This window comes from Pseudomonas sp. Pmew2 (assembly GCF_058129885.1).
The window spans coordinates 5,377,765-5,394,532 of the sequence record NZ_CM176702.1 but is presented as its reverse complement, the minus strand read 5'-3'; the positions used below and the strand labels follow the sequence as shown (position 1 = coordinate 5,394,532).

3 protein-coding genes are annotated in these 16,768 nt (G+C 53.5%); all 3 read left to right on the top strand.

Annotation, left to right across the window (positions count from 1 at the left end):
• Position 1: 1 nt before the first annotated feature.
• Genes AC4ANK_RS24900 through AC4ANK_RS24890 form a run of 3 tightly spaced genes read left to right on the top strand, consistent with a single transcriptional unit; the run spans position 2 to position 16,633 of the window.
• A complete protein-coding gene (locus AC4ANK_RS24900) occupies positions 2–217 on the top strand; it encodes a hypothetical protein (protein WP_460383573.1) in 216 nt (71 codons plus the stop codon).
• A complete protein-coding gene (locus AC4ANK_RS24895; protein ID WP_460383571.1) occupies positions 214–1,470 on the top strand; it encodes an SPM autocatalytic domain-containing protein in 1,257 nt (418 codons plus the stop codon). Before AC4ANK_RS24900 ends, AC4ANK_RS24895 begins: the two co-directional genes overlap by 4 nt.
• Positions 1,403–16,633 carry a calcium-binding protein gene (locus AC4ANK_RS24890; protein ID WP_460383569.1) on the top strand — a complete coding sequence of 5,077 codons (15,231 nt, stop codon included), beginning with the start codon at positions 1,403–1,405 and terminating at the stop codon, positions 16,631–16,633. Before AC4ANK_RS24895 ends, AC4ANK_RS24890 begins: the two co-directional genes overlap by 68 nt.
• The last annotated feature ends 135 nt before the right edge of the window (positions 16,634–16,768 follow it).

Below are 16,768 nucleotides of genomic sequence, written 5' to 3'. Positions count from 1 at the left end.
CATGAGTGATTGGAAAATTAACTATACTTTCAAGTATGATTTCGGATCTGGTGCCGTCACTCATGAGGCGACTGCTACCGATGGGCATGGATTTACAGGGACTATGTCGACCAACGGTTTAGGGAAGTACTCTACTTCGCTTAGCGGTCCTATGGGGAGAGTCAAACATATTCAATTGGTAAAACATCTGATGCTACTTATCCATCTATTGGTGTGACACAGAAAAATCCAGAGGGTACGCTTAATTTAAACTATAATAATGGTGAGTTTTCATCGGCATATAACTCAGTCTCCGGCGATGGTTCTACCAAGCATGTCGGCTATAATTCAAAGGATAATACATTTGGACTTAGCAATCATTGGGTTGCGGGCGACGGCAGCAATTTAGGTATAGGTTACGATCCTGTGAATAAAGGGAAAGTGACGTTTGATAAAACTTCGCAGGATGGAACTAAGTACGGCGTCTCACTAGACAAGGATAGCGTAAAGACAGAGGTTAGTGGTAAGAGTGCTGACGGAAAAAGTGAAGGTGGCTTGGGTTTCGATATAGGCTATGACGGAAATGTAACTTTTACTGGAAAGCTGGACGGTGCTTCGGGCGAGTGGTCAACGTTTCCCTCATTCGGCGTGCCAGACTTTAAAAAAATCGGCGAGGATATGAAGTCCGAAATGGAGAAATCGTTTGAGAAGGCTGAAGACGCGCGCAGCCCTCTTATACTCGATCTTGATGGCGATGGAGTTGAAACTATTTCTGCTAAAAGCAATATTTACTTTGATCACGACGGAAACGGGTTTTCTGAAAGCAGTGGTTGGGTGGGGAAAGATGATGGCTTACTGGTTTGGGACAAAAACAAGGACGGTAAAATCAATCAGGGTGCTGAACTTTTCGGGAATAATACTGTAAGTTCTTCGGGGTATAAAGCAGCTAACGGTTTCTTGGCGCTTGCAGATCTTGATGAAAATCAGGACGGTGTTTTTGATATCAAAGATTTTGCGTACGCTGAGTTAAACGTTTGGGTAGATAAAAATTCCGATGGCATCGTCGATACCGGTGAGCTTTTAACTCTAGAGCAAGCTGGCGTGAAATCTATCAGCACGAGTTATGCTGAGCCAGGCAAGGTGGATGCGAATGGTGATGTACCGTCGGGTGTCATAGACGCTAACGGTAATGAGCATCGTCAGTTAGGCTCATATACTCGTACAGATGGCAGTGCCGCAGCGATAGAGGATGTATGGTTTGATGTGAACGGCAGGGACACGATTGACACGTCAGCGGTAGTAGTGAGCGCTGATATTTTGGCGCTTCCTGATATAGAGGGTTTTGGCAATGTTCATAGCCTCCAACGCTCGATGGCCTCAGATCCTGTATTGAAATCTTTGGTTGAGTCTTTCAAGCGCGAAAATGACCCCTCTGTTCGCCAAACTATTTATTTATCACTGGGCTGGTGTTCAAGATATCGACCCGGCTAGTCGAGCAGCCACACAAATTTATGGCAATGTTATTGGGGACGCTCGTAAACTAGCTACGCTTGAAGCTTTTTTAGGTACAGATTACTTGGGTACCTGGTGCTGGGGGACTCGGGATCCCAATCCGCACGGTCCTGCGGCTGGCATATTACTCCAGGCGTTCGACAACTTTGCTGCCGCAATTTATGACAAGCTTATGCTCCAGACTCATCTGCTGGGGGTATTTGATGGCTTGAGCGTCACAATTGATGAGGCAGGGTATCACTGGGACATATCCTCTGTTCTTGAGAAGCTACAAGCTCAGTATGATGCGGATTTGGAAAAAGGTACTATATTTATTTCTGAGTACGGCAGAAGCCTTAAAGATATCGGTAGCTTCGGTGAACAACTACTGGAGGTGATTCGCGCAGAGGGACAAAAAAGTAATTCTGGTTTTTCATCTCTGCTAAGCGGGCTAGGCTTCAATAATTCCGTCGGTGGTCTAGGTAATGATGTACTGAACGGTAACGCTTCAGATGACTATTTACTAGGGTTGTCTGGTAACGATCGTCTATACGGCGGGCAAGGAAATGATGTTCTTACCGGAGGGGGTGGGAATGATTATCTTGCAGGTGGCGATGGTTCAGATACATATGATTTTAATGCGGGTGATGGCCAGGATACTATATTTAACGCAGACACTGATGCCGAAGGCAGTAAGGTAGACGTTATTCGGTTTGGTTCGGGTATAGCAGTAAGCGATGTAGTTGTTACCCGTAACTATTACGATTTAGTCCTCAAAATTAAAGGCAGCTCCGACAGTGTTACTGTTCAAAGCTATTTTGATGATGTTACGGTTGCTAATCATGGGTATGCTGTCGATCAAATTAATTTTGCCGATGGAACCATCTGGTCAGTCGAAAATATTTATTCCATGGCAATAAAAAATACGGAGGGAAATGATCAGATTTGGGGATATGCAGGCAGCGATAAACTTGAAGGAGCGGCAGGTGACGATATATTGTTTGGTCAGGAAGGTGATGACTATTTAGAAGGCGGCGCTGGTAAGGATACTTTGTACGGGGGCGCGGGTGGTGATCAGCTATTCGGTGGGGAGGGCGGCGATTATGTTGCTGGCGGAGAGGGTAATGACTTCCTGTCAGGCGATGCAGACAACGACACTCTTTACGGCGATTCGGGTAACGATCAATTGGATGGCGGTACTGGAAACGATTATCTTATGGGTGGCGAGGGCAATGACGCTCTCACCGGCGATACAGGCAACGACACCCTGTACGGCGATTCGGGTAACGATCAATTGGATGGCGGTACTGGAAACGATTATCTTATGGGTGGCGAGGGCAATGACGCTCTCACCGGCGATACAGGCAACGACACCCTGTACGGCGATTCGGGTAATGATCAACTGGATGGCGGTACTGGAAACGATTACCTCACGGGTGGCGAAGGCTCCGACGTCTATCGTTTCAGTCGTGGCTGGGGTCAGGACTCGATCAATAACTACGATTCGAGTGCTGGAAAGACAGATGCTATTGAGTTCGCGGCAGATATCCTTCCGGCCGATATCTTGGTCACCCGCTCATACACTGACCTGATCCTGTCGCTGAAAAACTCTGCCGACAGAATCACGATTTCTGGCTATTTCCAGAATGATGGTGTTACCCCATATGCGTTTGAACAGATCCGTTTTGCTGACGGTACCACCTGGACTCTCGATCAGATCAAAACTGCGGCCGTCATTACTACAGATGGCAATGACAATGTGTGGGGCTACGCGACTGATGACACCCTGAGCGGTGGCCAGGGCGATGACAGCCTGTATGGTCAGGCAGGCAATGACACCCTTCAGGGCGGAGCCGGTGACGACAGCCTTTCGGGTGAGAGCGGCGACGATACGCTGCTCGGTGATGCTGGAAATGACTATCTCTCCGGCGGTTCCGGCATCGACCAGTTGTCTGGCGGTGATGGCGGGGACTACCTGGCTGGCGGCGAGGGCAATGACGCCCTTGCCGGCGATGCAGGTAACGACACGCTGTATGGCGATTCAGGCAACGACCAACTGGATGGCGGTACTGGCAACGACTACCTCACGGGTGGCGATGGCTCCGACGTCTATCGTTTCAGCCGTGGCTGGGGTCAGGACTCGATCAATAACTACGATTCGAGCGCAGGGAAGACGGATGCTATTGAGTTCGCGGCAGACATCTTTCCGGCCGATATCATTGTCACGCGGTCAGGCTCTGACCTGGTCCTGTCGCTTAAAAACGCTACTGACAGAATCACGATTTCTGGCTATTTCCAGAATGATGGTGTTACTCCCTATGCGTTGGAGAAGGTTCGCTTTGCCGATGGCACTGAATGGAATCTTGATCAGATCAAAGCCCTGTCCACTGTCACCACCGACGGTAATGACAACCTCTGGGATTACGCCACCGATGACGCCCTGAACGGCGGTTTAGGCGATGACAGTCTTTATGGTCAGGCGGGTAATGACACCCTTCAAGGCGGAGCGGGTGCTGACAGTCTTTCGGGCGAAGCCGGAAATGATGCGCTGTTCGGTGAGGAGGGGAACGACTACCTGTACGGCGGCGCTGGCATTGACCAGTTATCCGGTGGCGATGGCTCGGACTACCTGACCGGTGGCGAGGGCAATGACACGCTAACTGGCGATGCAGGCAACGACACTCTGTACGGCGACTCAGGCAACGACCAACTGGAGGGCGGTACTGGTAATGATTACCTCTCGGGTGGCGAGGGCTCCGACGTCTATCGCTTCAACCGTGGCTGGGGTCAGGACTCGATCAATAACTACGATTCGAGTGTCGGAAAGACAGATGTTATCGAGTTCGCGGCGGACATTCTTCCGACCGATATCATGGTCACCCGTTCGTACAATGATCTGGTCTTGTCCCTTAAAAACTTCACGGACAAGGTAACGATTTCCGGCTACTTCCAGAATGACGGCGACACGCCTTATACCGTAGAGCAGATTCGATTTGCTGACGGCACTCAGTGGGACGTTGAGCAAATCAAGAGCATGGCGGCCTTTACCTTCACTGACGGTAATGATGCTCTCACCGGCTATGCATCCGATGACCGTATTGTTGGTGGTATGGGGGATGACGTCCTCAATGGCCTTGCCGGTAACGACGTTCTGAATGGCGATGAAGGCAGCGACACCTTGTATGGCGGTATTGGCCAGGACACATTGAGCGGTGGTTCCGGCTCAGACTACCTGTATGGCGAGGAAGGGAACGATTTGCTGGCTGGCAACGCCGGTAGCGATACTCTCTATGGCGCTGATGGTAACGACATCCTTGATGGTGGCACTGGCAACGATACGCTTGATGGCGGTCGCGGTTCTGACACTTACCGCTTTGCAAAAGGGTATGGTCAGGACAGCATCAACAACAACTCTTACGGCGAAACAGCTGCCGATAAGGTTGATGTCATTCAGCTGGATGGCTTGAATTCGGCCGACCTGCGCTTTTCTCGGTCGGGTGACGATCTTGTCATTCAGATCAAGGCAACAGGTGACACCCTGACTGTGCGTTCGCATTTCAGCCAGGATGGCGTCACCGCCTACGCGATTGATCAACTGAAATTCGCCGACGGCTCCGTGTGGGATGGTGCACAGATCAAAGCTGCCGTTGTTCTGCCATCGGAAGAGGCCGACACTCTCACTGGTTATGCCACAGCAGATAGCCTCTTTGGCCAGGATGGAAACGATTCGCTGAGTGGTCGTGCAGGCGATGATGTGCTCGACGGGGGCAATGGCTCGGACACTTTATACGGCGAGGATGGCAATGACACATTGCTGGGGCGCGCAGGTAATGACTCGCTCAGTGGCGGCTATGGCGATGACGTGCTGGATGGTGGTTCTGGCAACGACAGCCTTGACGGTGGTTATGGTTCTGACACCTACGTTTTCCGTAAAGGCTCTGGCCAGGACAGCATCAGCAACGGCGTGTACAACGAGGGCACGGTTGGCAAGCAAGACGTCATTCGTCTTGAAGGGCTTAACCTGAGCGATATCAGCCTGCGTCGGGAATACAATGATCTGCTTATCCAGATCAAGGAAACCGGCGATACCCTGCGTGTTTCCTCGCATTTCTCTCCTTCCAGCAGTTACTACAACTACGCCATCGATCAACTGCAGTTTGCTGACGGTACTGTCTGGGGCGTAGATCAGATCAAGACTTCGTTGCTGACGGGGGGCGAGTTCAATGACACGCTCACCGGTTACGACACTGACGATACTCTTGAAGGATTGGCAGGCAACGACACGCTTTCTGGCGGCCTTGGTAGTGACACCCTTCGCGGAGGTGCAGGGCGCGACACTTTATATGGCGAAGACGGTGCAGATACGTTGCTCGGCGGTGCCGACAACGACCACCTGGCCGGTGGTAACGGGGACGACCTGCTGGATGGCGGTACTGGAAACGACACACTGGAAGGTGGTAAAGGGTCGGACACCTATATCTTTGCTAAAGGCTCTGGCTCCGACGCAATTGATAACTCCAGTTACAACGATACAACCGCCAACAAACTCGACATTGTACGTCTCGATGGCCTGAACGGTGATGACGTCAGCCTGCGCCGGGAGTCCGACGACCTGATTGTGCAGATTCGTCAGACCGGCGAGTCTTTGCGAATCCGTTCGCATTTCACCTCTGAATCCGGCAGTTGGAGTTATGCCATCGATCAGTTGAAGTTTGCCGATGGCACTGTCTGGGATCGCGCAAGCATCACTGCTGCGCTTCTTGATGGCACCGACGGCAACGACACTATCACGGGCTACGACACTGCCGACACGCTCTTGGGGCTGGCGGGCAATGACACACTCAACGGCCGCAATGGCAATGATCTGCTTGATGGTGGCGACGGCAAGGACAGTCTCAACGGAGAGGCTGGCGATGATTCGCTTCTGGGTGGCGCGGGCAATGACACTCTCTCCGGTGGCGAAGGTAACGACATTCTCGACGGTGGCACGGGCAACGATTCGCTTGAGGGCGGTAAAGGCTCGGACACTTATATCTTCCGAAAGGGGTCGGGGCAGGACATTGTCTACAACTATGCCTACAACGAGAACATGCCGAACAAACTGGATGTGGTGCGCCTGGAAGGGTTGACCGCTGAAGACGTCAGTATTCGCCGCGAGTCCGATGACCTTGTCATTCAGATTCGTCAGACGGGCGAAATTCTGCGGGTCAGTTCACATTTCGCAGTTGATCAAACGTATGGTTATGCAATCAATCAGTTGCAGTTTGCTGACGGTACAGTCTGGGACCAGGCCAAAATCACTTCGGCGCTTTTGATAGGCACGGAAGGCAGCGACAGTATTATCGGTTATGCCACTGCCGATGAACTGGCAGGGCTTGAGGGTGACGATGTGCTCAATGGTCGTGCTGGCGATGATCTTCTCAGTGGTGGTGAAGGCCGCGATACGCTCAACGGTGAGGACGGTGATGACACCCTGCTCGGTGGTCTCGGCAACGATACCCTGAACGGTGGCGCGGGCAACGATACCCTCGATGGAGGTGCTGGTAATGATTCGTTGGAGGGTGGCAAGGGCTCGGATACTTATATTTACCGAAAGGGTTCTGGGCAGGACACCATCAGCAACTACTCCTATAACGACCTCACAGCCAACAAGCTGGACATCGTTCGTCTGGAGGGACTGAATACCGGCGATGTGAGTATTCGTCGTGAATCCGATGACTTGCTTATTCAGATTCGTCAGACGGGCGAGACGCTGCGTATCAGTTCGCATTTTACCGTGGATCAGTCCTACGGTTATGCAATCAACCAGCTGCAATTTGCCGATGGCACCCTTTGGGACGAGGCGCAGATTACGGCTGCCTTGTTGATCGGTACTGAAAGTGACGACAGCATCACGGGTTATGCCAGCGACGATAAACTGGCAGGCTTGGCCGGCAATGACATTTTAAGCGGTCGCGGCGGCGATGACGTACTAGACGGGGGCGATGGCAAGGATACGCTCAACGGTGAGGACGGAAACGACACGCTGCTGGGCGGCGCAGGAAACGATTCGCTTAGTGGCGGCGCTGGCAACGATGTTCTTGATGGGGGGACCGGTAACGATACGCTCGATGGCGGAAAAGGCTCCGACACGTATGTGTTCGGCAAGGGCTATGGCCGAGATACCATCAGTAACTATGCCTACAACGACACCACTGTCGACAAATTCGATGTTATTCGGCTTGAGGGGCTGACCTCAGAGGATGTCAGTATTCGCCGCGAGTCTGATGACCTGGTTATTCAGATCAATCAGACGGGCGAAACAATAAGGGTCAATTCGCACTTCTACGCAGACCAGAGCTATGGATATGCGATCAATCAGTTGCAGTTCGCCAATGGCATCGTTTGGGACCAAGCGCAGATCACAGCGGCATTGCTGATAGGCGCAGAGAGCGACGACAGCATCATAGGCTACGCGAGCGAAGACCGCTTGTCCGGCGGAGACGGTAATGACACCCTCGCTGGTCGGGCTGGCAACGACCTGCTTGAAGGTGGCCGCGGCAAGGACACTCTTAATGGAGAGGAAGGCAACGACACGTTGTTGGGCGGTGCAGGTAATGACACGCTGAGTGGCGGTTATGGCAGCGACACTCTGGACGGCGGCAGTGGCAACGACTCGCTGGATGGTGGATTCGGCTCAGACACTTACGTATTCCGCAGGGGCGCGGGCCAGGACACTATCAGCAACTATGCCTACAACGACACAACGGTCGATAAGCTGGATGTGATCCGCCTTGAAGGGCTGAACGCTTCGGATGTTCTGATACGGCGTGAGTCCGATGATCTGGTTATCCAGATCAAAGGCACAGACGAAACCCTTCGCGCCAGCTCGCACTTCTCAACCAACGTTCTTTATGGCTATGGCATTGATCAGGTGCAGTTTGCAGATGGCTCGGTGCTGACCAGTGCGCAAATCAAGACAACTTTGCTGACAGGCACTGAAGTCGATGAAACGATAGTGGGCTACGACTCGGCGGACAGTCTGTCCGGACTGTCTGGAAACGATGTTCTTTATGGTCGTCAAGGCGACGATCTCCTTGACGGTGGCGATGGCAAGGACACGCTGTATGGCGAAGACGGTAACGACACGCTGTCAGGCGGTGCAGGTAATGACACGCTGAGCGGCGGTTACGGCAATGACCTTCTCGATGGCGGTAGCGGCAATGACTCGCTGGACGGGGGTTATGGTTCCGACACCTATGTGTTCCGCAAAGGCTCGGGCCAGGACACCATCAACAACTACGCCTACAACGACACCACCGTCGATAAGCTGGACGTAATCCGTCTGGAGGGACTGAATACTTCTGACGTAGTGATGCGTCGTGAGTCGGATGATCTGGTTATCCAGATCAAAGACAGCGGTGAAACCTTGCGCGTCAGCTCGCACTTCTATGCCAATGCAGCCTATGGATATGGCATCGATCAGGTGCAGTTTGCGGATGGCTCGGTGCTGACAAGTGCGCAAATCAAGACAGCATTGCTGACCGGTACTGACGTCGATGAAAGCGTAGTGGGCTACGACTCGGCTGACAGGCTTCTTGGATTGTCTGGCAACGACATGCTTTACGGTCGCCAAGGCGATGACGTTCTTGATGGTGGTGACGGCAAGGACACGCTTTACGGTGAGGAAGGCAACGATACGTTATTGGGCGGTTCAGGCTATGACACGCTGAGTGGCGGCTATGGTAACGACCTTCTGGATGGCGGCAGCGGCAATGATTCGCTGGACGGTGGTTTCGGCTCCGATACTTATGTGTTCCGCAAGGGCTCCGGCCAGGACTCCATTAGCAACTACGCCTACAACGACACCACAGTCGATAAGCTGGATGTTATTCGCCTGGAAGGGCTGAACGCTTCGGATGTTGTGATGCGTCGTGAGTCGGATGATCTGGTTATCCAGATAAAAGACAGCGGCGAAACCCTGCGTGTTGGCTCGCACTTCTATGCCAATGCGACCTATGGCTACGGCATTGACCAAGTGCAGTTCGCAGATGGGTCAGTGCTGACCAATGCGCAGATCAGGACGGCGCTGCTGACTGGCACCGAAGGTGATGAGTCCATTTCGGGTTACGACTCTGCCGATAATCTGTTGGGTCTGTCGGGCAACGATTTGCTCTACGGCCTGCAAGGTGACGATACCCTCAAAGGTGGCGATGGCCGAGACACCCTTAGTGGTGGCGACGGTAACGACACCCTTGATGGCGGAGCCGGTAACGATTCGCTGGACGGTGGCTATGGTTCCGACACTTATGTGTTCCGCAAAGGCTCGGGCCAGGACACCATCAACAACTACTCCTACAACGACACCACGGTTGGCAAGCTGGATGTGATTCGCCTGGAAGGCCTGAATGCGTCTGATGTGGCGATGCGCCGCGAGTCTGATGACCTGATTATCCAGATCAAGGACAGTGGCGAAACCTTGCGTGTCAGCTCGCACTTCTATCCCTATGCCAACTATGGCTATGGCATTGATCAGGTGCAGTTTGCAGACGGTTCGGTGCTGACCAATGCGCAGATCAGGTCAGCAATGCTGTCGGGCTCTGAAGGTGATGACACTGTTTCGGGTTACGACTCGGCTGACAGTCTGTTCGGGCAGTCTGGTAACGACGTGCTCAGTGGTCGCCAGGGAGATGACATTCTCGACGGCGGCGACGGCAAGGATACGCTTTATGGTGAGGATGGCGACGACACGCTGTTGGGCGGCACAAGCAGTGACACGTTAAGTGGCGGCTACGGCAATGATCTACTTGATGGAGGCAGCGGCAATGATTCGCTGGACGGTGGTTTCGGCTCCGACACCTATGTGTTCCGCAAAGGCTCGGGCCAGGACACCATCAGTAATTACGCCTATAACGACACCACGGTCGGCAAGCTGGATGTCATTCGTCTTGAGGGGCTGAATGTTTCTGACGTAGTGATACGTCGTGAGTCGGATGATCTGGTTATCCAGATCAAGGACAGCGGCGAAACCCTGCGCGTCAGCTCGCACTTCTACGCCAGCGCGATCTACGGTTATGGCATTGATCAGATACAGTTTGCGGATGGGGTCGTTTGGAACAAGGACGATCTCAACGCCAATCTCTCCACAGTTGTACCGGTGAGCTCTTTGACCATTACGGGCACAGAAGCAAATGAAACACTGACCGGTGGGGCGGGGCACGATACGCTTTATGGTAATGGCGGCGATGACATACTAGAGGGCGGTGCGGGTAATGATCGTCTGGATGGCGGTTATGGCAATGACACCTATGTCTTTGGGAAAGGTTCGGGCCAGGATACTGTTTTGGCCTATGACCCTGTCTCGACCAGAGTTGACGTCGTCAAGCTGACAGGGCTGAACAGTAGTGATGTGGTGATCACCCGGGAAAGTAGCGATCTGTTAATCAGAGTTAAAGGAGCGACCGACACTCTTCGAGTCAGTAATCACTTTATCAACGACTCTACTTACGGCTACCAGATAAATCAGATTCAGTTTGCCGACGGCGACGTATTGAGTCTTGCAGCGATAAACGCCCTTGTACTGCAATCCAGTAACGCTGATGAAACATTAACCGGTTTTGCCAGCGACGATGTGATCGATGGGTCCGGTGGAGACGATACGCTCAACGGTGCTGCCGGAAATGACAGTCTGTCTGGTGGCACGGGTTCCGATACGTTGAATGGCGAAGACGGTAACGATTTGCTTCAAGGCGGATCAGGGAACGATGTTCTCAACGGTGGTGCCGGGAACGACGTACTGGATGGTGGGGCTGGTAACGATCGTCTGGATGGCGGCGCTGGAGACGATATCTATCTCTTTGGCAAAGGATCAGGTCAGGACGTTATTTACTATGCCAATGAAGCTCGAACAGGCAAGGTTGACACGATCCAACTGGTCGGCCTCAATGCAGGAGATATAAGCATTTCGCGAGCTGGCTATGATTTGGTTCTCCGGGTCAACGGCACTACCGACAGCCTGAGAGTGGTGTATCACTTCCTAAGCGACGCGACATCTGGGTATCAGATTGACCGCATCCAGTTCGCCGATGGAAACATCTGGGGGCAGGAAACCATCAAGTCCCTTGCACTGCAAGGCACAGATGCTGACCAGTATCTTGAGGGTTACGGCACTGATGATCTGATCGAGGCCGGTGCCGGAGACGATACTGTTTACGGTGCTGCTGGCAACGATAAGCTTTTTGGTAATTCAGGGGACGATGTCGTCAATGGTGATGACGGCGACGATCTTGTGCAAGGCGGATCGGGCAATGACACCCTTAACGGTGGCGCGGGCAACGATGTGCTTGATGGCGGAACGGGTAACGACATCCTGAACGGTGGCGCAGGCAATGATTTGCTAGACGGTGGGGCTGGTAACGATCGTCTGGATGGTGGTGCGGGTGACGATACTTACCTGTTTGGCAAAGGATCAGGCCAGGACACCATCTACTATGCCAATGAAACCCGCGCAGGCAAGGTTGATACGATCCAGCTTGTTGGCTTGGGCGCAGCAGATATAAGTGTTTCACGAGATGGCAGTGATCTGGTTATTCGGGTCAACGGTACTACCGACAGTTTGCGCGTGGTTTATCACTTTGCAGGTGATGCAACATCGGGCTATCAGATTGACCGCATCCAGTTTGCCGACGGTAGCGCCTGGGATCAGGAAGCGATCAAGTCTCAAGTATTGCAAGGCAGTGACGCCGACCAGTATCTGGCGGGTTACGCCACTGACGACCTAATCGACGGCGGTGCCGGGGACGATACGATCGTGGGTGGCGCTGGCAACGACAAGCTTGCAGGGGGGGCAGGTGCCGATACCCTGAGCGGTGATGAGGGTAACGATTTGCTGCAAGGCGGATCGGGTAATGACACCCTCACCGGCGGTGCAGGTGATGATGTGCTCGATGGTGGTGCCGGTAATGACCGACTTGATGGCGGAGCCGGTGACGATACCTACCTGTTCGGTAAAGGATCTGGGCAAGACACCCTTTACTACGTCAATGAAGCCCGTGCAGGCAAGGTCGATACGATTCAGTTGGTCGGTCTCGGCGTTTCGGACGTCAGTGTTTCGCGAGATGGCTATGACCTAGTGGTTCGGGTCAATGGCACGACCGATACGCTGCGGGTCATGTATCACTTCATGGGCGATGCCACTTCCGGTTATCAGATTGATCGCATCCAGTTTGCCGATGGCAACATTTGGGGGCAGGACACAATCAAGATCCAAGCCTTGCTGGGCAATGACGCGGACCAATATCTGGCAGGGTACGCTACCGATGACTTGATCGACGCAGGTGGCGGGGACGACACAATAAACGGCGCTGCTGGCAATGACACCCTGATCGGCGGCTCTGGAGCTGATACGTTGAGCGGTGAAGAGGGTAACGATCTGCTGCAAGGCGGGGCGGGCAATGACATCCTCAACGGCGGTGCTGGCAACGATGTGCTTGATGGCGGTGCCGGGAACGACCGTCTGGATGGCGGAGCCGGTGATGATACCTATCTGTTCGGCAAGGGCTCGGGCCAGGACACCATTTACTACGCGAACGAAACCCGTGCGGGCAAGGTTGATCAGGTCAAGCTGGTTGGCCTCAATGCTGCCGATGTCAGTGTGGTGCGTGAGGGCTATGACCTCGTAATCCGTATCAACGGCACGACCGATACACTACGTGTGATGTATCACTTCATGAGTGACGCCACCGCCGGCTATCAGATCGACCGGATCGAATTCGCCGATGGCAGCAATTGGGATCAGTCTGCCATCAAGGCGCAGGTGCTAACAAGCAGTGATGCTGCTCAGGTTCTGACGGGGTTCGCGAGCGACGATCTGATCGATGGTGGCGCCGATGACGATACGTTGTATGGCGGCGCCGGGCAGGACCGGTTGTTGGGTGGCGACGGTGCCGACTCGCTCAATGGCGATGAAGGTGATGATTACCTCAATGGCGGCGCTGGAAATGACAGCCTCGCAGGCGGCAGTGGTAATGACGTACTTGATGGCGGTGCCGGCAATGATCGTCTCGATGGCGGTGCGGGTGACGATACCTACCTGTTCGGCAAGGGCTCGGGTCAGGACACCATCTACTACGCCAACGAAAGTCGTGCGGGCAAGGTTGATCAAGTCAAACTGGTTGATCTCAATGCTGCTGATGTAAGTGTTGCTCGTGACGGCTATGACCTGGTCATCCGCATTCTTGGCACGACCGATACTCTGCGAGTTGTTTATCACTTTATGGGCGATGCAACAGCTGGCTATCAGATAGACAGAATTGCGTTCGCGGACGGCGGCTTCTGGGATCAGACCGCAATCAAGGCGCAGGTGTTGCAAGGTACTGAGGCTGACGAAACGCTGTCGGGCACCGGCAGTGATGACGTCATCTATGCGGCAGCGGGCGACGATTCGGTCAATGGGGGAAGCGGCAACGATACTCTCTCCGGTGGCAGCGGTGCCGACACGTTGAATGGCGAGGATGGCAACGATGTATTGAATGGCGGCGACGGTAAAGACTCTCTCTACGGCGGTAACGGTAACGACCAACTGGACGGCGGTGCTGGTAATGACATGCTGGACGGCGGCAACGGTGACGATACTTACCTGTTCGGTAAAGGTTCGGGCCAGGACAGTATTTACTACGCCTACGAAGGTCGTGCCGACAAGCTCGATACGGTGAAGTTGATCGACTTGAATGCTGCGGACGTAAGTGTGCGCCGTGACGGTAATGATTTGCTCATTCGTGTACTGGGTACCACCGATAGCCTGCGAGTGGTAGCTCACTTCACCAATGATGCGACTTATGGTTACCAGGTTGATCGAATCCAGTTTGCCGACGGCAATAGCTGGAATCAGGCGTCGATCAAATCTGCGGTTCTACAGGGAACGGATGCCGACGAGACGTTGGCGGGCACAGCCATTAGCGACAGTATTGACGCAGGTGCGGGAGACGATACCGTCAATGGTGGCAGTGGCGACGATACGTTGTCAGGCAGCAAAGGTGCAGACACTCTCAATGGCGAGGCCGGTGACGATCTGTTGCTAGGTGGTATGGGCAATGACACCCTGAACGGTGGCCTCGGTAACGACATCCTTGATGGCGGTGCCGGTAACGACCGTCTTGATGGCGGTGATGGTGATGACACCTATCTCTTTGCCAGAGGCGCTGGTCAGGATACGGTCTACTACGCCTACGAAAGCCGTATCGGCAAGCTCGATACCGTGAAGCTTACTGACCTTAATGCAGTAGACGTCAGTGTGCGCCGCGACGGAAGTGACCTACTCATTCTCGTATTAGGCAGTACTGACAGCCTCCGTGTGATGAGCCACTTCACCAATGATGCGACTTATGGCTATCAGATTGATCGCATTCAGTTCGCCGATGGAAGTTTCTGGGATCAGTCCGCCATCAAGAACCAGGTTCTGCAGGGTAGCGATGCGGACGAAACATTGTCGGGCACCAGCGGCAACGATGTTATCGATGCGGGAGCAGGTGATGACGTCATCAATGGCGCTGCTGGTAATGACACTCTGACAGGCAATGCCGGAGCCGATACGTTGAACGGTGGCGAGGGCAATGATGTGTTGCTCGGCGGCGCAGGGAATGACAGCCTCAGCGGTGGTGTGGGTAACGACTCCCTGGACGGCGGCGCTGGCAACGATCAACTGGACGGTGGCGAGGGTGACGACACTTATCTGTTCGGTAAGGGCGCCGGGCAAGACACGATTTACTACGCCTATGAAAATCGCGAAGGCAAGCTGGACACGATCAAACTTACCGATCTGAATGCTTCCGATGTCAGCGTGCGCCGTGACGGTAATGATCTCATCATCCGTGTGTTAGGCAGTACCGATAGCTTGCGAGTGGTTTATCACTTCCAGAGCGACGCGGCTGGAGGTTATCAGATCGACCGTCTCGTTTTTGCCGATGGCAGCGTCTGGGACCAGACGCAAATCAAATCTCAGGTACTTCAAGGCTCGGATAGTGATGAAACGTTATCGGGTACCTCTGGCAATGACGTTATCAGCGCCGGTGCTGGCGACGATACTGTGAACGGTGGTAGCGGCAACGATACTTTGTCCGGCGGTGCGGGTGCTGACACGCTTAACGGTGACGCTGGTAACGACTTGCTGCAAGGTGGGGCCGGCAATGACACGCTCTACGGCGGAGATGGCAATGATGTTCTGGATGGCGGTGCCGGTAATGATCAACTGAACGGTGGTGACGGAGATGATACATATCTGTTTGGCAAAGGCGCTGGCCAGGACACGATCTACTATGCCAATGAAGCCCGTGTCGGAAAACTTGATACCGTAAAACTTGCCGACCTGAATGTCAGTGATGTCAGTATCACTCGGGACAGCAGTGATCTGCTCATTCGCGTTAACGGTACAACCGATAATCTGCGCGTGATGAATCACTTCGCTGAGGACGCAACCAGCGGATATCAGATCGATCAACTGCAGTTCGCTGATGGCACCCTATGGAGTCAGTCGACCATCAAATCACAAGTACTGCTTGGAAACTCATCTGACCAGACACTTCGCGGTTACGCGAGTGACGATGTCATCAACGCTGGCGACGGCGACGATACTGTTTCCGGTGGCGCTGGCAAGGACAGCCTCTACGGCGGCAAAGGGATCGATATGCTGTATGGCGAAGAGGGGAACGACAGGTTGTATGGAGAAGCGGGCAACGACACTCTCTATGGCGGGTCGGGCAATGATGTACTTAACGGCGGTACTGGCAACGATAGCCTTATCGGGGGCGATGGCAGTGACATCTACGAGATCAGCATCGGCTCAGGGCGAGACGTTATCAACAACTACGACGTCAGCAGTGGCACCGACGTGCTGCAATTCGGTACTGATGTAAGCCTTGAAGACCTCTGGTTCCGTCGCAGTGGCAGCGACCTGGAAGTCAGTATCATCGATACCAACGATAAGGTGCTGGTGAGCAATTGGTACGCAGCTAATGACTATCAGGTGGATCAGTTCAAAACTGCCGACGGCAAAACGCTGCTGGATAGCCAAGTGCAAAGCCTGGTCGACAAAATGGCGTCTTTCGGAGTTGATGCAGGGGCCGAGCGGAATCTGACTGCCGCACAGCAAACTCAGTTAGATGCTGTGCTGGCTGCAAACTGGCAGTAAGGTAGGTGGGAAAGAGGTGTATCGGTTATCGATGCATCTCTTTTTCTGACTGATTTAGTGGTAGTCGTACTCAGATCGATCTGGGTAATAGAGTTGCGCAATGCGCTGACTTATTCGGTTTTTGGAAATCAAGGA